Origin of the sequence: Pseudonocardia sediminis (assembly GCF_004217185.1) — a bacterium.
Lineage (GTDB): Bacteria > Actinomycetota > Actinomycetes > Mycobacteriales > Pseudonocardiaceae > Pseudonocardia > Pseudonocardia sediminis.
This window is the reverse complement of sequence record NZ_SHKL01000001.1, coordinates 2038908-2059236: the sequence shown is the minus strand read 5'-3', so window position 1 is coordinate 2059236 and position 20329 is coordinate 2038908. Positions and strand designations below refer to the sequence as shown.

The following is a 20329-nucleotide window of genomic DNA, read 5'->3' as shown; positions in this document are numbered from 1 at the left end:
TCAGGACCCGAGCGGCACCCGGCGCGGGGGCAGCAGCGCGACCGCGCCGGTGTCCCGGACCCGGATCCCGGGAGCCGTGTGCCGCAGGCCGTCCAGCGCGGCGGTCATGGCGGTGTCGGCGGACGGCGGCCCGGCCGTCACCAGCACCGCGACCCGCCCCGGGGCGCCGTCGAGCACCTCGGCGATCCGCCGTGCCGCCTCGCCCGGGCGGACCGGCTCGACCCGCCAGGCCTCGACGTAGAACAGCACCGTCGACTCGGGATCGGCGCCGGGCCCGGCCGGACCGGTGAACACGACGTCGGCCGCGGCGAGCAGGTCGGCGGCCCGCTCGGGGCCGGACGGCCCGGCGTCGGAGGATCCGCCGTCGGAGGATCCGGCCGGACCGGTCGCGCCGAGCACGACGAGCGTGCCCGCGCGGGCAGGGGTGGTAGCAGGACCGTCGCCGGTCATCGTGGCCTCCTCGAGGGTCCGCGCCCTCTGCCGTCGGATCCGCGGCTCCGCGGGCCTCGCGCCCACCGATACCGCGCGACGACGGCCAGTCTCCTGGCTTCCCGGATCCGCACGGCCCGGTCTTCCCACCGGTGGGTACCGGCAGTGACCGTCCACGACGTCCCGTCCCCGGAGGAACGGGGCCGCGGTGGGACGTGCTCCCCGATGACAGTGGCGGGACCGCGCCGGATTCGCACCGGCTTCCTGCACCGTCGTCGCCGACGACATCACCACGGCGGGGCGCGGTGGTCAACCCGGACCCGGTCCCGACCGGCCTACCGGCGCAACGTCACAGCGGGGTCGGTGCGACCGCCCACTCCGTCTCCGGGATCTCCCCGGCCGCGGCGGCGAACGACCGCAGGGCCTCCACGACGGCGAGACGGCCGCTCTCGGGCATCGCGCCGAGCAGGGTGCCGAGCTCCTTGCGGCGGCGGCCGGTGACGTCACGCACCAGGTCCTCCCCCGCCCTGGTCAGCGCGACCCCGACGGCCCGCCGGTCGTCGTCGGACCGCTCGCGGTCGATCAGGCCCTTCGCCACCAGGCGGTCGCACATCCGGGTCGCGGTGGACGGGGTCACCGACAGCGAGGCGGCCAGGTCCGCGGGACGGCGGGCCCCGTACTGGGCGAGCACGACCAGCGTCCGGTACTGCGGCAACGTGACGTCCTCGTCGACCGCCGCCACCGACCGCGCGGCGACCGCCAGCAGCGCACGGCTGGCCGTCATCACGGCGTCGACGAGGGCGTCCCCGTCGGGCGGGGCGGGCGATGGGCTCACCCGTCGATGGTCGCACTCGGTAATCGGCTTCGCACGACTCGCGTGCATGACCGGCCGCGGGCGGGGTAGGCGGGAAGTCCGACGGTCACGGCCGGACGACGTCCGTCCCGTGACCCGCCATCACTTCGAGAGGACACCACGTGTCGACCGACACCGTCCAGTACACCGTTCCCGGCATCGAGCGCGACCAGGCCGGTGAGGTCGTCCGCATCCTGCAGGACCGCCTCAACGCCCTCAACGACCTCGCGCTGACGCTCAAGCACGTCCACTGGAACGTCGTGGGCCCGCACTTCATCGCCGTGCACACCATGCTCGACCCGCAGGTCGACGGCGTGCGCGAGATGGTCGACGCCGTCGCCGAGCGCATCGCGACCCTCGGCGGCTCGCCGACCGGCACGCCCGGCGCCCTCGTCGCCGCCCGCAGCTGGGACGACTACTCGATCGGCCGCGGCGCCGCGATCAAGCACCTGGGCGCGCTCGACCTCGTCTACTCCGGCGTCGTCGGCGACCACCGGGCCGCGATCGACAGCACCGGCAAGATCGACCACGTGACCGAGGACATGCTGACCGGGCAGTCGGCGGACCTCGAGCAGTACCAGTGGTTCGTCCGCGCGCACCTGGAGAGCGCCGACGGCACGCTGAGCCAGGCCGGGGCCTCCACCGAGAACGACGCCGCCGCGGCGTCCTGACACCCGGCACCGCCACGCCGGGCCGGTGCGGCGCGGGGGCTACGCGGCTCCCGCACCGCCGGGCCCGGGCGCGTCCAGCCCGGCCACCGGCCCGATCACCACGATCGCGGGTGGGCTGACCTCCTCGTCCTTCGCGACGCGGCCGGCCGTGGCGAGGGTGGCCCGCACGGTGCGCTGTATGCGCGTCGTCCCGTCCTGGACGATCACGACGGGGGTGTCGGCCGGGCGCCCGTTCGCGACGAGCACGTCGGCGAACACCCCGATCCGCTCCACCGCCATCATCAGCACTACGGTGCCGGTCATCCGGCCCAGTGCCTCCCAGTCGGTGAGGCTGCGCGGGTCGTCCGGGGCGACGTGCCCGGAGACGACGACGATCTCGTGCGCCACCCCGCGGTGGCTCACCGGGACCCCGGCCAGCGCCGGGGCGGCGAACGCGCTGGTGATGCCGGGAACGACCGTCACCGGGACCCCGGCCTCGGCGCACGCCTGCACCTCCTCGAACCCGCGCCCGTAGACGAACGGGTCGCCGCCCTTGAGGCGCACCACGAACCGTCCCGCCTTCGCGTGCTCGACCAGCAGCTCGTTGATCCGCTGCTGGGCCATCGCGCGGCCGTAGGGGATCTTCGAGGCGTCGATCACCTCGACGTCCGGGGAGAGCTCGTCGATCAGGTCGCGCGGGCCGAGCCGGTCGGCCACGACGACCTGGGCGCGGGAGAGCAGCCGCCGCCCGCGCACGGTGATCAGCTCCGGGTCGCCGGGGCCGCCGCCGACCAGCGCGACGCCGGGCAGCGGGTCCTCCGCGGAGTCGTCGACGACGCCGGCCTGCAGCGCCTCGACCAGGGCGGTCCGGACCGCGGCCGAGCGCCGGTGCGCGCCGCGGGCCAGCACGCCGACGGTGAGCCCGTCGAACTCGCCGGTCGCGGGCGTGACCGCGGTGCCGGCCTGGCCGTCGTCGGCGCGGACGCAGAAGATGCGGTGACGGTCGGCCTCGGAGGTGACCTGCTGGTTCACGGCCGGGTCGTCGGTCGCCGCGATCGCGTACCAGGCGCCCTCGAGGTCGCCGTCGTCGAAGCGACGCGGCGTCCAGGCGATCTCGCGGGCCGCGGCCATGCCCTCGACGGCCGGGGTCACCTCGGGCGAGACGACCTCGACCACCGCTCCGGAGGCGATGAGCTTCGCGACCCGGCGCTGGGCGACCTGCCCTCCCCCGACCACGACGACCCGCCGTCCGGCCAGGTCGAGACCGACCAGGTACTGCTCGTGCGCGCGGTTCACGGCGCTCCTTCCCCGGGTGTCCACGCCCGGCAGCGGTGCGTACGCCGTGGGTGAGGTCTGGCTCCCGGTCGCGCCCGGTGAGGGGCGTGCCCGGTGACAGTGGCGGGACCGCCCCGGACTCGCACCGGGTTCCCACACGACGGCTGAAGGGGTGAGCATAACGACCGATGCATGCTCCGACCGAGCCCGCGAGGTACTCGACACACCTGCCCGGCCCCTCTTGTGCCGGTGTCGCCGCTGTTCAGGGACCGTTCCGGCGGTGTCGGCGGTAGCTCGCGACGGCGACCGTCACACCGTCGCCGGCGGTCTTGGGCACGACGAGCGTCACCACTGCCCCGTCCCCGGCCGACCGCCCCGCCGCGTGCAGCGCCGCCGCCTCGGCGACGCTCGGAGTGCCGACGGCCCGCTCGGCCCGATCATTCGGGTGCGGCACCGTGACGCCGGCCAGCACCTCGGCGGGGAGGCCGAGGAGCGTGGACCCCGTCACCGCGTCCCGCAGGCCCGGCTCGTCGAGCTTGGTCTCCAGGGTCGCGACCACCGCCCCGGCGAGGTCGAGCCCGTGCTCGGCGGCGACCCGGTCCAGCAGCGCGCGCACCGCCCCGGCCGTGACCCCGCGCCGCGCCCCGATCCCGACCACGAGGCCCGACCCGGGCTCCGGCCCCGGGCCCGGCTCCGGGTGCGGTCCGGTCACGCGGGGGCGGCCGCGTCCGCCCGGCTCGCGGCGGTGACGAACCGGGCGACCGCGTCCGGGTTGCCGGCCGGATGGGTGTGCAGGAACGAGGCGTGCACGCCGCCCTGCACGAAGCCCTCCGGCTCGGCCGCGCGCCAGGCCCAGGCCGGGCCTCCGTCCCCGGTCCCGTGCCCGGCCCGCGGCGTCACCGCGCACCGGTGGAACTCGTGCCCGGAGACCCGGCTCCCCTCGTCGAACACCGACGACCCCGTCACGGCGACGGCCTCGCGGTAGCCCAGCGTCAGCCGCTCGGTCATCGCGCCGGTCGCCGGCAGCACCCCGCACATCTCCACGCCGTCGAGCTCGCGACACAGGTAGAGAAGCCCGCCGCACTCGGCGTGCACCGGCGCGCCGGTCCCGGCCAGCGCCGCGATCGCGGTCCGCAACGGCGCGTTCGCCCCGAGCGCGGCGACGTGCTCCTCGGGGAACCCGCCGGGCAGGACCAGCCCGGCGGTGCCCTCGGGCAGCGACCCGTCGCGCAGCGGGTCGACGAGCGCCACCTCGGCACCGGCGGCACGCAGCAGCTCGGCGTGCTCGGTGTAACCGAACCCGAACGCCGGCCCCCCGGCGACAGCGATCACCGGTCCCCGGGCGGCCGGCCCGTCTCCGGAGGCGGCCCGCACCCGGGCGATCTCGGCACCGGGGTCCCAGACCGGGCCCTCCGGCAGCGGCCGCGCCGTCGCCACGACGGCGTCGAGGTCGACGTGGGTCGCGACGAGCTCGGCCATCGCGTCGACCGCCGCCCGCGCGGCCGCGCCGTGCTCGGCCGCGGTGACCAGACCGAGATGCCGCGACGGCACGACCAGCTCCGCGCGGCGCGGCACCGCCCCGAGCACCGGCAGCCCGGCCTCGTCGGCCGCCGCGGTCAGCACCTCGACGTGCCGCGGGCTGCCGACCCGGTTGAGGATCACCCCGGCCACGTCGATGTCGGCGTCGAACGAGCGGAAGCCGTGCAGCAGCGCCGCCAGGCTGCGCGACTGCCCGCGCACATCCACCACCAGCACGACCGGGGCCCCGAGCAGCGCCGCGACCTGCGCCGTCGACCCCGCCCCGTCGGCGATCCGGCCGTCGAACAGCCCCATCACGCCCTCGACGACGGCGACGTCCGCACCGGCGGACCCGTGCCGGGCCAGCGGCGCGATCCGGTCGGTGCCGACCAGCACCGGGTCGAGGTTCCGGCCGGGCAGCCCGGCGGCGAGGGTGTGGTAGCCGGGGTCGATGTAGTCGGGCCCGACCTTGAACGGCGCCACCCGGGTCCCGCGCCGCGCGAGCGCGGCCATCAGCCCCGTCGAGACGGTGGTCTTCCCGCTGCCCGACGACGGCGCCGCCAGCACGACGGTCCGTGCCGTACTCACGGCGTCACCACTCGATCCCCCGCTGACCCTTCTGACCGGCGTCCATCGGGTGCTTGACCTTGGAGGTCTCCATCACCAGGTCCGCGGCCTCGACCAGCTCCGGGGCGGCGTCGCGGCCGGTGACGATCACGTGCTGGCGTCCCTCGCGGGCGGCGAGCACCTCGACGACCTCGTGCACGTCGACCCAGCCCCACTTGATCGGGTAGGTGAACTCGTCGAGGACGTAGACCTGGTGGGTCTGGGCCTCGATCCGGCGCCGGATCTCGGCCCAGCCCTCGGCGGCGGCCGCGGCGTGGTCGTCCTCGGTGCCGGACTTGCGCGACCAGCTCCAGCCGGCGCCCATCTTGTGCCACTCGACGGGCCCGCCCTCGCCGGTCTGCTCGTGCACCCGGCCCAGCGCGCGGAACGCCTCCTCCTCGCCGACCTTCCACTTCGCCGACTTCACGAACTGGAACACCCCGATCGACCAGCCCTGCGTCCAGCCGCGCAGCGCGAGGCCGAACGCGGCCGTCGACTTCCCCTTCATGACGCCGGTGTGCACCACCAGCAACGGACGGTTGCGGCGCTGGCGGGTGGTCAGCCCGTCGGCGGGAACCGACGTCACCTGTCCCTGGGGCATGGTCGCTCCTCCTCGTGGTCGCGGGCGGCGGTGTACGGCGTGGCGGTGTGCTGGGTGGCGGTGTGCGGCGGGATCACGCGGCGCGCCCGGTCCCGTCGGGGCCAGAGCGGGCCGCCCGGACGACGTCGCCGACCCCGTCCGCGGACAGCTCGTCGAGCGTGACGACCGTGCCCCCGGCCGCGGCCGCGAGCGGTCCGGCGAGCCCGAGCCGCACGTGCCCGGACTCGCAGTCGACGACGACGGTGTGCGTCCCGTCCGCGCCGAGCAGTGCGGCGGCGCGGCGGGCGTCGGCGACCGGGTCCCCACCGGGACGGGCGGGCACGGTGGCCCGGCCGTCGGTGAGCAGCACCAGCAGCGGGCGACGCCGGGGGTCGCGCAGGCGTTCCGTGGCGAGCACCGTGCGTGCCTTGAGCAGACCCTCGGCCAGCGGGGTCCGGCCCCCGGTGCGCAGCCGCGCGAGGCGGGCCTGCGCGGTCGGCACGGACGAGGTCGGCGGCAGCGCCAGCTCGGCGGTGCGAGCCCGGAACGTCACCAGCCCGACCTTGTCCCGGCGCTGGTAGGCGTCGCGCAGCAGGCCCAGGACGGCACCGGAGACGGCCTCCATCCGGCGCCGTGCGGCCATCGACCCGGACGCGTCGACGACGAAGAGCACCAGGTTGCCCTCGCGGCCCTCCCGCTCGGCGCGGCGCAGGTCGTCGCGGGCCAGGAGCAGGCCGGGGCCGCTGCGCCCGCGGGCGCGCTGGTGCGGGGCAGCGGCCAGCACGGTCGCGGGGACGTGCAGGTCGGCGGCCCGGGTGGTGGCGGCGTCGGAGGGACGGACCACGCGGCCGGTGTCGGTCCGGGCCCGGGAGCGACGCCCGGGTGCTCCGGCGCCGAGGCCGGGGACCTGGAACCGGCGCGCGGTGGACGGCCTGAGGCGGGACGCGGCGCCGAGGGTCACGGCGCGGCCGTCCCCGTCGCCGCCGGGGCGGGGGTCGCCGTCCTCGCCGGGGCCGGGCTCCCCGTCGGGCCGGGCGTCGGGCTCGGCGGGTCCGTCCGTGGCCGGCTCCGGCGGTGTCCCGAGGGGACCACTCGCGTCGTCGGCGGTCCCGGACGGCCCGTTCGAGGCGTCGTTCCGCGGCTTCTGCGGCCCGGGCGGGGTTGCGTCGGTGCCGGGGTCGGGCTCCCCCGCGTCGGCCTCGGGGTCCCCGTCCTCCGGCTTCCCACCCTCCGGCGGCTCCGGGTCCGGTTCGGGGTCGTCGTCGAGCTGGTCGGCGGCGTCGCGCAGGGCGTCGTCGAGGTCGGACTCGTCGATGCCGGGCTCGTCGAACGGGTCCCGGCGACGGCGGTGCGGCAGCGCGAGCCGGGCCGCGACACGCACGTCGTCCTCGGTCACCGCGTCCGCGCCGCGCCAGGCCGCGTGCGCCGCGGCCGCGCGGGTGATCACCAGGTCGGCGCGCATGCCGTCGACGTCGAAGGAGGCGCAGACCGAGGCGATCCGGCGCAGCTCCCGGTCGTCGACGACCACGTCCGCGACCCTCGCGCGTGCCTCGACCAGACGCTGCGCGGTCTCCGCCTCGGCGTCGGCCCAGTGGTCGGCGAACCCGGCCGGGTCGTCCTCGAACGCGATCCGGCGGCGCATCACCTCGACCCGGGTGTCCACCTCCCGCGACGCGCGGACCTCGACGGTCAGCCCGAACCGGTCCAGCAGCTGGGGCCGGAGCTCGCCCTCCTCCGGGTTCATCGTCCCGACCAGCAGGAACCGCGCCGCGTGCGAGATCGACACCCCGTCGCGCTCGACGTGCGCGCGGCCCATGGCGGCGGCGTCGAGGAGCAGGTCGACGAGGTGGTCGTGCAGGAGGTTGACCTCGTCGACGTAGAGCACCCCGCGGTGGGCGTCGGCGAGCAGGCCGGGCTGGTAGGCGCGGGTGCCCTCGGACAGCGCCTTCTCCAGGTCCAGCGAGCCGATCAGCCGGTCCTCGGTCGCGCCGACCGGGAGCTCGACCAGGCGCGCGGGCCGGGTCGCGCGGGCGGAGCCGGTGGTGTGCGGGCCGTCCGGGCAGGCCGGGTCGGGGACGTCCGGGTCACAGCCGAACCGGCACCCGGTCACCACCACCAGATCCGGCAGCAGCGCCGCGAGCGCGCGCACCGCCGTCGACTTCGCGGTGCCCTTCTCCCCCCGTACCAGCACGCCGCCGACGCCCGGGTGCACGGCGTTGAGCAGCAGCGCCAGGCGCAGGTCGTCGTGCCCGACGACGGCCGAGAACGGGAACCGGGGCGCTGACGGGGGCGTGACGGGGACGGCGGGGGCACTCACGCCCGCGACACTGCCATGCCGGAGGCCAGCACCGGGAGATCACGCGGCGCCCCATCTCGGATCACCTGTTCAAGTGCGGCGGTGTCCGTGTGCTGTTCCACCAGGTCACCGAGCAGGTCCAGCTGCCGGGTGCGCTCGTACGCGAACGACGTGTCGTCGGCCACCGCGAAGCCGTCGCGGCCGGCGTGCGCGGCGAGGCGGGTCAGCAGCAGGCGACGGAACGCGTCGTTCTCGGCCAGGCCGTGCCAGTGCGAGCCGAGGACGCATCCGGCGTCGGTGCCCTCCCCCGGGTCGTCGAGCAGCGGGGTCCCCGGACCCGCGACGACGCGCCCGTGGTGGATCTCGTAGCCGGTCACCGGCGCTCCCCAGGCGTTGCCGGTCGGTGTGCCCAGGTGCTTGTCGGCGTCGAAGGCGATCTCCAGGCCGAGCAGGCCGAGGCCGTCGACCTCGGTGCCGGGGGCGGCCTCGACACCGTGCGGGTCGCGGATCCGGCGGCCGAGCATCTGGTAGCCGCCGCAGATCCCGAGCACCGGCTTCCCGGCCGCGGCGTGCGCGGTGATCGCGTCGGCGAGGCCCTGCGCGCGCAGCCAGGCCAGGTCCGAGACGGTCGCCTTCGACCCCGGCAGCACGACGACGTCGGCGTCGAGGATCCGGGACGGCTCGGTCACGTACCGGACGGCGACGCCGGGCTCGCAGGCCAGCGCCTCGGCGTCGGTGGCGTTGGAGATGCGCGGGAAGCGCACGACCGCGACCCGGAGCCACTGCTCACCGCGCGGCGCGGCCGGGCGTCCGAGGATCCCGTCGGCGACGGCGGACAGCGAGTCCTCGGCGTCGAGCCAGAGCCCGTCGGCCCAGGGCAGCACCCCGAACGTCGGACGTCCGGTGAGCGCGCGCAGCTGGTCGAGGCCGGGCTCGAGCAGGCGCGGGTCGCCGCGGAACTTGTTGATCACGAATCCGGCGATCCGGGCCTGGTCGGCCGGGTCCAGCACGGCGACGGTGCCGTAGAGGTGGGCCAGCACGCCGCCGCGGTCGATGTCGCCGACGACGATCACCGGCAGGTCCGCGCGCTGGGCCAGGCCCATGTTGGCCAGGTCGGTGGCCCGCAGGTTGATCTCGGCCGGGGACCCCGCGCCCTCGCAGACGACGACGTCGTAGCGCGAGCGCAGGTCGGTCAGCGAGGCGGCGACGACGTCGGCGAGCGCCGCCGTGCGCGTGCGGTAGGACAGCGCGCTGACCTGGCCGTCGGCCTTTCCGCGGACCACGACCTGCGACGTCCGGTCACTGCCCGGCTTGAGCAGCACCGGGTTCAGGTCGACGCTCGGGGCGATCCCGCAGGCGTGCGCCTGCATGGCCTGGGCGCGGCCGATCTCGCCGCCGTCCGGGGTGACGATCGAGTTGTTGCTCATGTTCTGGGCCTTGAACGGCGCGACCGACACCCCGCGCCGCACCAGCCACCGGCAGATCCCGGCGACGACGGCACTCTTCCCGGCGTCCGACGTCGTCCCCGCCACCAGCAGTGCGCCGTTCACGTCCACGCCCAGCAGTATCGACCCCGGTCCGGCGCGCGACCCGTCGGCGGGTGGCACCGGTCCGGTGGGAGCCCCCGTGCGCGGATATCGCCGCCCCGGCGACGATGTCCGCGCACGACCCCGGCCGCCGCGCACGGGCGCCCGTGCCGGGCGCCTAGGCTGGCGGCATGCGTTTCCTGCTGCGACCGGGGTGGATCGCGTTCGTCGTGGCGGTGCTGGCCTTCGTCGTGGCCTGCTACACGCTGCTGGCGCCGTGGCAGTTCGGCCGCGAGTCCGAGCGCGACGCCACGCAGCGGGCGATCGACACCGCGAACGAGACGCCGCCGGTGCCGTTCGCGCAGCTCGTGCCCGGCGACGAGATCGACCCGGACGCCGTCTGGCGGCAGGTGGCGCTGACCGGCGAGTTCCTGCCCGGCACCGAGACCCTCGTCCGGCTGCGGACGCTCGACGCGGCCCCGGCGTTCGACGTCCTGACCGCGATGCGCCTGACCGACGGCCGGGTCGTCACGATCGACCGCGGCTCCGTCCCGGCCGGTCCGAACCTGACGCTGCCGACCTATCCCCCGGCCCCGGCCGGGCCGGTGACCGTCGAGGGACGGCTGCGCGTCGACGAGACCGACCCGAACGCCCGGCCCCCGCTCGTCGAGAACGGGGTGCGGCAGGTCTACGCGGTCGACTCGCGCTCCTTCGCCGAGGTCACCGGCACGACCCCGGTGACGGGCGTGGTGACGCTGGCCGAGAACACCCCCGGCGTGCTGCGGGCGATCCCGATCGTGGTGCCCTCGGGCGGGGCGCCGTTCACGAACTTCTCCTACGGCCTGCAGTGGATCACCTTCGGCGCGGTCGCCCTGGTCGCACTGGTGATCTTCATCCGCCTGGAGCTCCTGCAGCGCCGTGGCAAGCGGGAGTCCAAGGGCTCCCTGCGCGACGCCCTGTCGGGCCGCGACCAGGACGACGACCGCACCCCCACCCCGCACTCCTGACCCGACGTCACACGGGTTCGATCCTCCTCACATGCCGTGCACGGTGTGTGCGGCGGAGCGAACTCGTGTGTGGACGACGGCGGTCGTCGCGGCGAGGACCGTCGCGGCCACGGTGATCAGGCGGGACAGGCGGGCGGCGCGGTGCAGGTCGGCCGGGGCCGGTGCCCGGCCGTCGCCGAGCGTCGCGCGGTCCTCGGCGCCGTAGGCGTACTCGGTCCGCCCGCCCAGGCGCAGGCCCAGCGCACCGGCGGCGGTGGCCTCGACCGGTCCGGCGTTGGGGCTCGGGTGCCCCGACGCGTCGCGGCGCCAGGCCCGCAGCGCGTCGGCCGGCGATCCCCCGACGACCGGGGCGAGCAGCACCGTCACCGCGGCCGTGACCCGGGCCGGGGCGAGGTTGACCAGGTCGTCCAGGCGCGCCGAGGCCCACCCGAAGCGGGCGTACCGGGGCGAGCGGTAGCCGACCATCGCGTCCAGGGTGTTCACCGCGCGGTAGCCGAGGAGGCCGGGCACGCCCGCGACCGCTCCCCAGAACAACGGCCCGACGACGGCGTCGGAGGTGTTCTCGGCCAGCGACTCCACCCCGGCACGGGCCATCCCGTCCGCGTCGAGCAGCTCCGGGTCGCGGGCGCACAGGTGCGGGATCCGCGCCCGCGCCGCCGTCAGGTCGCCCCCGTCGAGGGATCGGGCCAGCAGCTCCCCCTCCCGGACCAGCGACGTCCCCCCGAGAACGGCCCACGTCGCGGCCCCGGTCACGAGCATCTGCGCCAGCTCCCGCCGGCGGCTCCGCGAGTGGCGCGCAGCATCTCCCCGGTGCCCCGGCGAGTGACGCGCCGTTGCGCCGGAACCTCCCGGGGCGGACCACCACGCGTCACCCGGCAGCGGACCGGCTCCGGCGATCCGACCTCGTGCCACCGAGGGACGCACCATCGCTGCGGACGGGACCCGCGACCGCCATGACGCGTCGCCCGGCCCGGTCGAACGCGCCCCGCCGGCGCTCCGGCGTGGCCGTGGACCCGTCGCGGACCATTCGGCGAGTGCGCCGAGCCCGACCGTCCCGCCGACCAGCAGGGCCGTGTAGCCGGCCCCGGCCGCCCGCGAGTCGCGCCACGCCCGCCGCTCCAGGGCTCCGGCGACCGTGCCGAACGCCGCCACCGGATGGCCACGCCTCGGGTCCCCGAACACCGCGTCCGCGACGACGCCGATCAGAAGTCCCGCCGCCCTCGCCCCGATCCGCACGTCGGGCACCGTACGGGCAGACGGGAGAGGATCAGGGCATGCGTACCGACCTGACCCCGGACGAGATGGGCGTGGGCCCGTTCTACAAGCTCCTGACCAGCGTCGTCGTGCCGCGACCGATCGCGTGGGTCTCGACCCGCTCGGCCGACGGCGTCGACAACCTCGCCCCGCACTCGTTCTTCACGGTGTCCTGCGTCGACCCGCCCATGATCCAGTTCACGTCGGTAGGCAAGAAGGACTCGCTGCGCAACGCGACCGAGACCGGCGAGTTCGTGGTCTGCCTGGCCAACGAGTCGATGTTCGAGAAGATCAACGCGACGGCGACGGACTTCCCGTCCGAGATCAGCGAGTTCGCCGAGGTCGGGCTGACCGCCGAGAAGAGCGCGACGGTGACGCCGTCACGGGTCCTGGAGTCCCCCGTCGCGCTGGAGTGCACGCTGCACACCGCGCTCGAGCTCGGGAACTCGACGGTCGTGATCGGCCGGGTCACCCACGCCGCGATCGACGACGACGTGTTCGTGACCGACAGCCACGACAACACGCTGCCCGACATCGGAAAGCTCGCCCCGCTCGCGCGCCTGGGCAAGAACGAGTGGTCGCGGATGGGCGAGATCATCGAGATCAGCCGGATCCCCTACGACAACTGGCCGGGCCACTTCGAGAAGAAGTGACCCGGCCGGCACGTCACAGGGTGTACTCGCCCGAGGGCGTGGCCGACGAGTCGGCGTGCAGCTCGCCCTCGCGGCCGCGCAGCTCCACCCGGCGGATCTTCCCGGAGATCGTCTTGGGCAGCTCGAAGAACTCCAGGCGGCGGACCCGCTTGTACGGGGCCAGGTTGTCGTAGGCGAACTGCAGGATCTGCTTCGCCGTCTCCTCGGTGGGCTCGTAGCCCTTCGTGAGCACGACGTAGGCCTTCGGCACCGCCAGGCGGACGGGGTCCGGCGACGGGACGACGGCGGCCTCGGCGACGGCCGGGTGCTCGATCAGCACGCTCTCCAGCTCGAACGGGCTGATCCGGTAGTCGCTGGCCTTGAACACGTCGTCGGAACGGCCGACGTAGGTGATGTAGCCGTTCTCGTCGCGGGAGCCGACGTCACCGGTGTGGTAGTAGCCACCGGCCATCGCCTCGGCGTTGCGCTCCGGGTCGTCGGCGTAGCCGACCATCAGCCCGACCGGGCGGTGGTTGAGGTCGAGGCAGATCTCGCCCTCGTCGGCGACCTCGCCCGTCGCCGGGTCCACCAGCGTCACGACGAACCCGGGGATCGGGCGGCCCATCGAGCCGGGCTTGACCGCCTGCCCGGGCGGGTTGCCGATCTGGACGCTGGACTCGGTCTGGCCGAACCCGTCGCGGATCCGCAGACCCCAGGCCTTTTCGATCTGCTCGATGACCTCGGGGTTGAGCGGCTCACCGGCGCCGACGACCTTCTGCGGCGGCGTCTTCAGCGTCGACAGGTCGGCCTGGATGAGCATCCGCCAGACCGTCGGCGGGGCGCAGAAGCTGTTCACGCCGCACTCATCGAGCACCGAGAAGACCGACTCGGCGTCGAACTTGGAGTAGTTCATCACCAGCACGGTCGCCTCGGCGATCCACGGCGCGAACACGTTCGACCAGGCGTGCTTGGCCCAGCCCGGCGAGGAGATGTTGAGGTGCACGTCGCCGGGCTCGATGCCGATCCAGTACATGGTCGACATGTGCCCGACGGGGTAGGAGACGTGCGTGTGCTCGACGAGCTTCGGCTTGGCCGTGGTGCCCGAGGTGAAGTAGAGCAGCAGCGTGTCGGTGGCCTTGGTCGGGCCGTCGGCGGTGAAGTCCGGGTCGCTGGAGTAGGCCTCGCCGGAGTAGTCCAGCCAGCCCTCGGGGGCGCCGCGCACCGCGACCTTCGTGTAGTCGCCGTCGACGCCGTCGAACTTCTCGGTGTCCGCCGCACCGACGACGACGTGCTTCGCGCGTCCGCGGTCCACCCGGTCCTGCAGGTCGGCGGCGGTGAGCAGCGTGGTGGCCGGGATGACGACCGCGCCCAGCTTCATGGCCGCGAGCAGCGTCTCCCACAGCTCGAGCTGGTTGCCCAGCATGAGGATGATCCGGTCGCCCCGGGCGACACCCTGGGCGCGCAGCCAGTTCGCGACCTTGTTCGAGCGCTCCGCGAGCTCCGCGTAGGTCCAGTGCGCCTGCGACCCGTCCTGCTCGACGATCCACAGTGCCCGCCGCGCACCGCGCTCCGGGTCGGCCGCGACGAGGTCGAAGTGGTCGAGCGCGAAGTTGAACTCGGTCAGCTCCGGCCAGCGGAAGTCGCGGTAGGCGGTGTCGTAGTCCTCACGGTGGGCGAGCAGGAAGTCCCGCGCCTCGTAGAAAGCCGTGCTCGCCTGGGACGCCATAGTGGTGCACCTCGTCGTGATCTCGCCTGCGTGTCGATCGCACCCTAATCACCCGGATGCGCACCCGACAGCCCCCTCGCCCCACACACCCACCCGGACGTGTGGCCGTGAATGCGCCCGCCGCCCGCGGAGCGGCAATACGGTGATCCGGTGAGCGCGTCGCACCTCCCGGGAGCCCCCTTCCGCCCCCGTTCCTCCCGCCGGCCGGGAGCTCTGACGGCCCGGGTGGCGCCCCGGGTGGCGCTGCGCGCCTGCCTGGTCGCCCTGGCCCTGGTCCTGCTGGTCGCGGCCCTGTCCGCCTGCGGCAACGCGGAGCTGCCCGCGGCACCGGCCGTCGCCACTCCGCCCCCGACCACGACGACGTCACCGGCCCCGACGACGACCGCGCCCCCCACGACCACCGCCGCCCCGACCACGGAGCCGACGACGGACTCCGCGACGCCGACCACCGAGGGGCGCGCCGCCGGACCGCGCGCCACCACCCCGGCGCCGCGCGCGGGCGGCGACGGCGGCGGCACCGGGAACGGCGGCGGAACCGGCGGGGGCGGGACGACCGGCGGACGGGGCACCCCGATCTGGCCGGCGACCGACGCCGCGTCCGCGCGGACGCTGCAGAAGCAGGTCGACGGCGGCCGCGACCCCTGGCTGCTCGACCCGGCCGAGGTCGCGACCTCGTACTCCGGGGTGGCGCTGAAGTACCGCGATCCCTCGATCTTCACGATCAGGCCCGGCGTCGTCGACGTCCAGGACGGCGCCACCCGGGCCAAGGCGACGATCACGCTGGCGCAGACCGTCCGACAGGGTGACGGTGGCATCTGGCTCGTCACCGGAGCGCGTCGTCGGTAGTTGTGTGTACGTAGGGTGTGCGCCGCTGGATCGAACGGGTGAAAACCGGGCGAGAATGCAGCGTTCGTCAGGGTTCCGACGATGTTCCGGGTGAGTCCGTCGCACACCCCGCGCACGGCATTCAGGCTCAGGAGGGCACCACCGCCATGACCAGCGACTCGATCCAGCAGGACGTCTTCACCGTGCTGCACGGGCAGGCCGCCCCGATCGTCTCCCGCTGGACGTACCGCGCCGACGATCCGTTCGCGATCTCCTTCGCGGTCCGTCGCTCCACGGAGCGCTGGGTCGAGTGGCTCGTGTCGCGCGACCTGGTGATCGAGGGCCTGACCACGCCCTGCGGCATCGGCGACATCCGGATGGGCCCGCAGCGGGTCGACGGCTACGACGTCGTCGAGATCGAGATCCGCTCCGACGGCGGCTCGGCCGTCCTCGAGGTCGACCGGGACCTGCTGGCGCACTTCGTGCACGCCACGCTGGAGATCGTCGACCTCGGCGAGGAGGCCGAGCACATGGCCCTCGACGACGCCATCGCGCACCTGATCGCCGGCGCCGCCTGATACCCGACCACGACGAGGGCCCCCGGACCGTCGGTCCGGGGGCCCTCGTGTGTCGGGGGTACTAGCGGTCGGCGTCCGGGCCGAAGTCCGGGTCGTCGGAGGCGTCCAGGGCCGCGTCCGCGGCGGCCTCCTCCGGGTCGCCGAGGTCGGCCTCCAGCGATGCGGTGACGCCCGGGTCCTCGGCCGGGGTCTCGTCGACGACCGGCTCGATGCCGTTGTCGACGTCGTGCATCGCGGCCTCCTCGGAGCTGGCCGCTCCCCCGTCGATCCCGACCTCGTGCCCGGCTCCGTCGACGGTGGCCTCACCGTCCGCGCCGACGTTGTCGTCGACGAGCCGGCCGGAGCGCGACTCGTCGAGTCCGGGCTCGACGTCCGGGGTCTCCTGGCGGAGGCGCTCGTCGAGGGACTCGCCCTCACGCTCGCCGTTCGCGGTGACGGCGTTGTCGTCGACACCGTACGGACGGTCCGGCGGGACGTACCCCGAGTCGAGCGGGTCGGAGTCGGACGGGCCGGTCAGGGCCTCGTCCGTGTCCAGCTGCAGCGCCGAGGCCATGTCGGGGGCTTCGGGCTGGGTCTCGTCTCGTTGCGGCATACCCGGCCCGTACCCCGCAGGGGCTCACCGCACACGCCCGTCACGCCCAACGGCTACCGTCCGGCGACGACAGGACGAGGGCCCGGCACACCCGGGCCCGGGACGGGCGGGAGCAGCAGTGTCGGAGAACCAAGCGGGGACCGGAACCGGGGACGCGGCGGGGAACGGGACCGAGCCGGTGACCGTCGACCGCGTCGGTGAGCACGTCGCGCTGGTGACGTTGCGGCGCCCGCCGCACAACTACTTCGACGTGACGATGATCCGCCGGGTCGCCGACCTCTACGCCGACGCCGACGCCGACCCGTCGGTCCGGGTGATCGTGCTCGCCAGTGAGGGGCGCAACTTCTGCGCCGGGGCGAACTTCGGCGGCGACGGCAACCGCACCACCGCGATCGGCTTCGACGACGCCCCGGACGGCGCCACCGCCCTCTACGCCGAGGCCATCCGCGTGTTCTCGGTCGGCACGCCGGTGGTGGCCGCGGTGCAGGGCATCGCGATCGGTGGCGGGCTCGGGCTCGCGGTGTCCGCGGACTTCCGGGTCGCCGGGCCGTCGACCCGGTTCTGCGCGAACTTCTCCCGGCTCGGCCTGCACCAGGGCTTCGGGCTGTCGGTGTCGCTGCCGCGGGTCGTCGGGCAGCAGCACGCGCTGGACATGCTGCTCACCGGACGGCGGGTCGGCGCCGAGGAGGCGCTCCGGTTCGCCCTCGCCGACCGGCTCGTCCCGGTCGAGGGCGGCGCCGACGAGCCGGCCGCGATCCGCGACGGCGCCCTGGCGCTGGCGGCCGAGCTGGCCGAGGCCGCGCCGCTGGCCGTGCGCAGCATCCGCGCCACACAGCGCGCGGGCCTGGCCGAGGAGGTCGCCCGGATCACCGCGCACGAGGCCGTCGAGCAGGCGACGCTCCGCGCCACCGCCGACGTCGACGAGGGGATCGCGGCGTCGCTGGAGCGACGGGCCCCGCGGTTCGCCGGACGGTGAGCACCACGGGGAGCAGCACGGGTGGCCCCACCGCGAACGCCCCCGGAAGCACCACCGGCGGCACCGCCCGGGGCGCCGAGGAGACGCGGCGGGCGCTGCTCACCGCGGCCGAGGAGCTGTTCACCTCCGCCGGCTACGACCGGACGTCGGTCCGGGCGATCGCCGACCGGGCGGGGGTGAACCAGGCGCTGCTGTTCCGCTACTTCGGCAACAAGGAGGCGCTGTTCGCGCAGGTCGTCGCCGCGCAGGGGCTCGACGTGCTGCACGGCGGCCCGCCGGAGGAGCTGCTCGAACGGACGTTGCGCTCGATCCTGTTGCGCGCCGAGGGCGGTGGCGAGTCGGGCGGGCTGTTCGACTCGGCGCTGCGCTCCGCGGCGAGCTCGGAAGCGGTGAACGCGGTGCGCGACGAGCTCGGGACCGCCTACACGAAGGCGTTCGCCGCCCTGGCCGACGGTGGTCGGGCCCCGGGCTCGGGCACCGAGGGCACTGTGGCTACCGGGGGCACCGGTCCGGCGGACGCGGCGCTCCGGGCCGAGCTGCTGCTCGGCTGGATGCTGGGCATCAACCTGCTGCGCAACGTGTTCCGCAGCGAGGCCGTGGCCTCGGCGGACCCGGACGTCGTCGTCGGGCACGTGTCGCGGGCGGCCGCGGCGCTGCTGCACGACGGGGGCACTCCGGTTGACAGCGATCGTTGCGATTCCTAACGTCGAGGGTAAGCGATTGCTTACATCGACGTTGGGGAGCCGATGACCGCCACCGTCCGCGACTATCCGTTCAGCCGGGCGCACGCCCTCGACATGGACCCGACCTACGCCGGGCTGCAGCGCGACGAGCCGATGAGCCGGATCCAGGCCCCCTTCGGCGGTGAGTGCTGGCTGGCCGTGCGGCACGCCGACGTCCGCACGGTGCTCGGTGACCCGCGGTTCAGCCGCCGCGAGACCGTCGGGCGCGACGTCGCCCGTCCCCGCCCGGAGATCGACCACCAGACCAGCTCGATCCTGAACATGGACCCGCCCGAGCACACCCGCCTGCGCAAGCTGGTGGCCCGCGCGTTCACCACCCGCCGGGTCGCCGACCTCAAGCCCCGCACGATCGAGCTGACCCGGGAGCTGCTGGCCGACCTGCGCGGCGCCGGCTCCCCCGCCGACCTGATGACCCACCTGTCGATGCCGCTGCCGGTGACGATCATCTGCGAGATGCTCGGCGTGCCGGTCTCCGAGCGCACGGTGTTCCGCCGGGGCGCCGACGCCGCGCTGTCGACGACGTCGATGACGCCCGACGAGCGTGTGGCGGCCCGCGAGGAGATGCTCGCGTTCATGGCGCGGCTGATCGCGGCGCGGCGCGCGGAACCGGCCGACGACCTGCTCAGCGCCCTGGTCGCGGCGCGCGACGACGAGGACCGGCTCAGCGAGGACGAGCTGCTCGCGCTCGGCGTCGGGATCCTGATCGCCGGGCACGAGACGACGATGAACCACCTGGCCAACTTCACGTTCACGATCCTGAGCACGCCGGGACTGGCCGACTCGCTGCGCGCCGACCCGGACGCGGTCGCCCCCGCCGTCGAGGAGCTGCTGCGGTTCGTCCCGCTCGGCGCCGGGGCCGGGTTCCCGCGCGTCGCGCTGGAGGACGTCGAGATGGGCGGGGTGACGGTGCGGGCGGGTGACGCCGTCATGGTCGCCATCCACGCCGCGAACCGGGACGCCGAGCTGTTCGAGGACCCGCAGGAGCTGCACACCGACCGGGAGTCCAACCCGCACATGGCGTTCGGGCACGGCCCGCACCACTGCCTGGGCGCGCAGCTGGCCCGGATGGAGCTGCAGGTCGCACTCGGCGAGCTGCTCCGCGAGTTCCCGGACCTGCGCCTGGCCGGCGCACCGGACGACGTCGAGTGGAAGTCCGGCGCCCTGGTCCGCGGCCCGCGCGAGCTGCTGGTCGCCTGGGACTCCTGACCCCCGGCCCCCGGGGCGCTCGGGGTGGGGTGGCGTGGGTCAGGGGGTGGCCGGTGCCAAAGCGGTGACCTTCTCCCAGAAGAGCTCCTGGTCGGCGCCGGTCTCGCGGGTCCACGGGAAGTAGTGCGCGGGGCGCGGGGCGCGGTCATGCCAGAAGCGTCCGGTGCCCACGGCGCGGGACGGTGCGGTGGCGAGCCACACGGCCGTGTCGGCGCCCTGCTCCGGAGTCCGCAGGAGCGGGCCGACCACCTTGTCGAACCCGGGCATGGAACCGGTGACGCCCGGCGTCGCGGCCCATCCCGGGTGCAGCGCGTGCACCGTGACGCCGGTGCCGGCCAGCTCGCGTGCCCACAGCCCGGCCAGCACGACCTGCATCCGCTTGGTCCGGGCGTAGGCCGACGTGCCGCCGTAGTTCCCCTGCTCGTACTGCAGGTCGTCGACCTTGAGCGGCTGGGCGTACATGCCGCCCGAGGCGACGATCAGCACCCGGCTGTCGGTGCCCGAACGCTCCGCCCCGGCTTTCAGGACGCCGGTGAGAAGCTCGGTCATCAGATGCGGGCCCAGGACGTGGACGGCGAGGGTGAGCTCGTTGCCCTCGGAGGTCTCGGAGCGCTCCGGCGGCATCAGCCCGGCGTTGTGCACCAGGACGTCGAGCGCCGGGACGCGGGTGACGAAGTCGGCGCAGAACCGGCGGACGTCGGCCAGCTCGCCGACGTCGCAGACCTCCAGCGTCAGCCGGGCGTCGGGCACCTGCGCCTGGATCCGGGCCCGGGACTGCTGCCCCTTGTCCTCGTTGCGCACCAGCAGGTGCACGCTCGCGCCGAGCCGGGCCAGGCCGGCCGCGGTGGCCTCCCCGAGCCCGGAGCTCGCCCCGGTGACCAGCGCGACCCGGTCCACGAGGGACCCGAGCGCCGGGTCGGCCCGGTCACCGGTCCAGCCGGCGTGCCGGGCCAGGTACCCCAGCTTGGAGTAGCCGCCCACGATCGTGCGGTCGAGCAGGGTGTCCACTGCGGAAGCCATGCTCCCGATCCGACCACAGTGCCCGCCCGCCCGCGCG

General features: G+C 74.9%; 20 protein-coding genes and 1 riboswitch. Of the genes, 8 read left to right on the top strand and 12 right to left on the bottom strand.

Annotation, left to right across the window (positions count from 1 at the left end):
* Entirely contained in the window at positions 1 to 450 is a 450-nt protein-coding gene (locus EV383_RS09710) for a hypothetical protein (RefSeq protein ID WP_130289613.1), read from the bottom strand.
* 66 nt (positions 451 to 516) lie between these two features.
* A riboswitch (cobalamin riboswitch) is annotated at positions 517 to 718 on the bottom strand.
* Between the two features lie 60 nt (positions 719 to 778).
* Positions 779 to 1264 carry a MarR family winged helix-turn-helix transcriptional regulator gene (locus EV383_RS09705; protein WP_242622991.1) on the bottom strand — a complete coding sequence of 162 codons (486 nt, stop codon included), beginning with the start codon at positions 1262 to 1264 and terminating at the stop codon, positions 779 to 781.
* A 140-nt stretch (positions 1265 to 1404) separates the two neighbouring features.
* Here EV383_RS09705 and EV383_RS09700 point away from each other — a divergent pair, with 140 nt between their 5' ends.
* The gene (locus EV383_RS09700) at positions 1405 to 1953 is read left to right on the top strand and encodes a Dps family protein (protein ID WP_130289611.1); all 549 of its coding nucleotides are present in this window, start codon (positions 1405 to 1407) and stop codon (positions 1951 to 1953) included.
* Positions 1954 to 1992: 39 nt separating this feature from the next.
* On the opposite strand, the gene cobA is transcribed toward EV383_RS09700, so the two are convergent.
* The 6 genes from cobA to EV383_RS09670 form a co-directional block, all read right to left on the bottom strand.
* Complete coding sequence (gene cobA / locus EV383_RS09695; RefSeq protein WP_130289610.1) at positions 1993 to 3228, bottom strand: uroporphyrinogen-III C-methyltransferase; 1236 nt, start codon at positions 3226 to 3228, stop codon at positions 1993 to 1995.
* Positions 3229 to 3469: 241 nt separating this feature from the next.
* Complete coding sequence (locus tag EV383_RS09690; protein ID WP_130289609.1) at positions 3470 to 3919, bottom strand: cobalamin biosynthesis protein; 450 nt, start codon at positions 3917 to 3919, stop codon at positions 3470 to 3472.
* A complete protein-coding gene (locus EV383_RS09685; protein WP_130289608.1) occupies positions 3916 to 5313 on the bottom strand; it encodes a cobyrinic acid a,c-diamide synthase CobB in 1398 nt (465 codons plus the stop codon). Before EV383_RS09685 ends, EV383_RS09690 begins: the two co-directional genes overlap by 4 nt.
* Positions 5314 to 5317: 4 nt before the next feature.
* A complete protein-coding gene (gene cobO / locus EV383_RS09680; protein ID WP_130289607.1) occupies positions 5318 to 5932 on the bottom strand; it encodes a cob(I)yrinic acid a,c-diamide adenosyltransferase in 615 nt (204 codons plus the stop codon).
* A gap of 73 nt (positions 5933 to 6005) precedes the next feature.
* Positions 6006 to 8228, bottom strand: a complete 2223-nt coding sequence (locus EV383_RS09675) for a putative cobaltochelatase (protein WP_130289606.1) — start codon at positions 8226 to 8228, stop codon at positions 6006 to 6008.
* Positions 8225 to 9757: a cobyric acid synthase gene (locus tag EV383_RS09670; RefSeq protein ID WP_130294153.1), complete on the bottom strand. Its 1533-nt coding sequence runs from the start codon at positions 9755 to 9757 to the stop codon at positions 8225 to 8227. Before EV383_RS09670 ends, EV383_RS09675 begins: the two co-directional genes overlap by 4 nt.
* Before the next feature lie 167 nt (positions 9758 to 9924).
* Between EV383_RS09670 and EV383_RS09665 the strand changes: the two genes are divergently transcribed.
* A complete protein-coding gene (locus tag EV383_RS09665) occupies positions 9925 to 10740 on the top strand; it encodes an SURF1 family cytochrome oxidase biogenesis protein (protein WP_130289605.1) in 816 nt (271 codons plus the stop codon).
* A 27-nt stretch (positions 10741 to 10767) separates the two neighbouring features.
* On the opposite strand, the gene EV383_RS09660 is transcribed toward EV383_RS09665, so the two are convergent.
* Positions 10768 to 11976, bottom strand: a complete 1209-nt coding sequence (locus tag EV383_RS09660) for a CobD/CbiB family cobalamin biosynthesis protein (RefSeq protein WP_242622990.1) — start codon at positions 11974 to 11976, stop codon at positions 10768 to 10770.
* 38 nt (positions 11977 to 12014) lie between these two features.
* On the opposite strand from EV383_RS09660, the gene EV383_RS09650 reads away from it, so the two are divergent.
* Complete coding sequence (locus EV383_RS09650; RefSeq protein WP_130289604.1) at positions 12015 to 12647, top strand: flavin reductase family protein; 633 nt, start codon at positions 12015 to 12017, stop codon at positions 12645 to 12647.
* Between the two features lie 13 nt (positions 12648 to 12660).
* Here the strand turns inward: EV383_RS09650 and EV383_RS09645 are convergent, their stop codons facing one another.
* Positions 12661 to 14352, bottom strand: coding sequence for an AMP-binding protein (locus EV383_RS09645; protein WP_130289603.1), 1692 nt, complete (start codon positions 14350 to 14352; stop codon positions 12661 to 12663).
* A 150-nt stretch (positions 14353 to 14502) separates the two neighbouring features.
* Between EV383_RS09645 and EV383_RS32595 the strand changes: the two genes are divergently transcribed.
* Positions 14503 to 15198 carry a hypothetical protein gene (locus EV383_RS32595; RefSeq protein WP_130289602.1) on the top strand — a complete coding sequence of 232 codons (696 nt, stop codon included), beginning with the start codon at positions 14503 to 14505 and terminating at the stop codon, positions 15196 to 15198.
* 146 nt (positions 15199 to 15344) lie between these two features.
* Positions 15345 to 15755 (top strand): SsgA family sporulation/cell division regulator, encoded by a 411-nt coding sequence (locus tag EV383_RS09635; RefSeq protein WP_130289601.1) that lies wholly within the window; start codon positions 15345 to 15347, stop codon positions 15753 to 15755.
* A 61-nt stretch (positions 15756 to 15816) separates the two neighbouring features.
* Here the strand turns inward: EV383_RS09635 and EV383_RS09630 are convergent, their stop codons facing one another.
* Positions 15817 to 16347: a DUF5709 domain-containing protein gene (locus EV383_RS09630; RefSeq protein WP_130289600.1), complete on the bottom strand. Its 531-nt coding sequence runs from the start codon at positions 16345 to 16347 to the stop codon at positions 15817 to 15819.
* A 178-nt stretch (positions 16348 to 16525) separates the two neighbouring features.
* On the opposite strand from EV383_RS09630, the gene EV383_RS09625 reads away from it, so the two are divergent.
* The 3 genes from EV383_RS09625 to EV383_RS09615 are packed head-to-tail and all read left to right on the top strand — an operon-like array spanning position 16526 to position 19272.
* Entirely contained in the window at positions 16526 to 17323 is a 798-nt protein-coding gene (locus tag EV383_RS09625; RefSeq protein ID WP_242622989.1) for an enoyl-CoA hydratase/isomerase family protein, read from the top strand.
* Positions 17320 to 18027 (top strand): TetR/AcrR family transcriptional regulator, encoded by a 708-nt coding sequence (locus EV383_RS09620; RefSeq protein ID WP_130289598.1) that lies wholly within the window; start codon positions 17320 to 17322, stop codon positions 18025 to 18027. The genes EV383_RS09625 and EV383_RS09620 overlap by 4 nt, the downstream gene beginning before the upstream one ends.
* 42 nt (positions 18028 to 18069) lie before the next feature.
* Positions 18070 to 19272 (top strand): cytochrome P450, encoded by a 1203-nt coding sequence (locus EV383_RS09615; protein ID WP_130289597.1) that lies wholly within the window; start codon positions 18070 to 18072, stop codon positions 19270 to 19272.
* Positions 19273 to 19311: 39 nt separating this feature from the next.
* Here EV383_RS09615 and EV383_RS09610 read toward each other — a convergent pair whose 3' ends face one another.
* Positions 19312 to 20292 (bottom strand): SDR family NAD(P)-dependent oxidoreductase, encoded by a 981-nt coding sequence (locus EV383_RS09610; protein WP_130289596.1) that lies wholly within the window; start codon positions 20290 to 20292, stop codon positions 19312 to 19314.
* Positions 20293 to 20329: the final 37 nt, after the last annotated feature.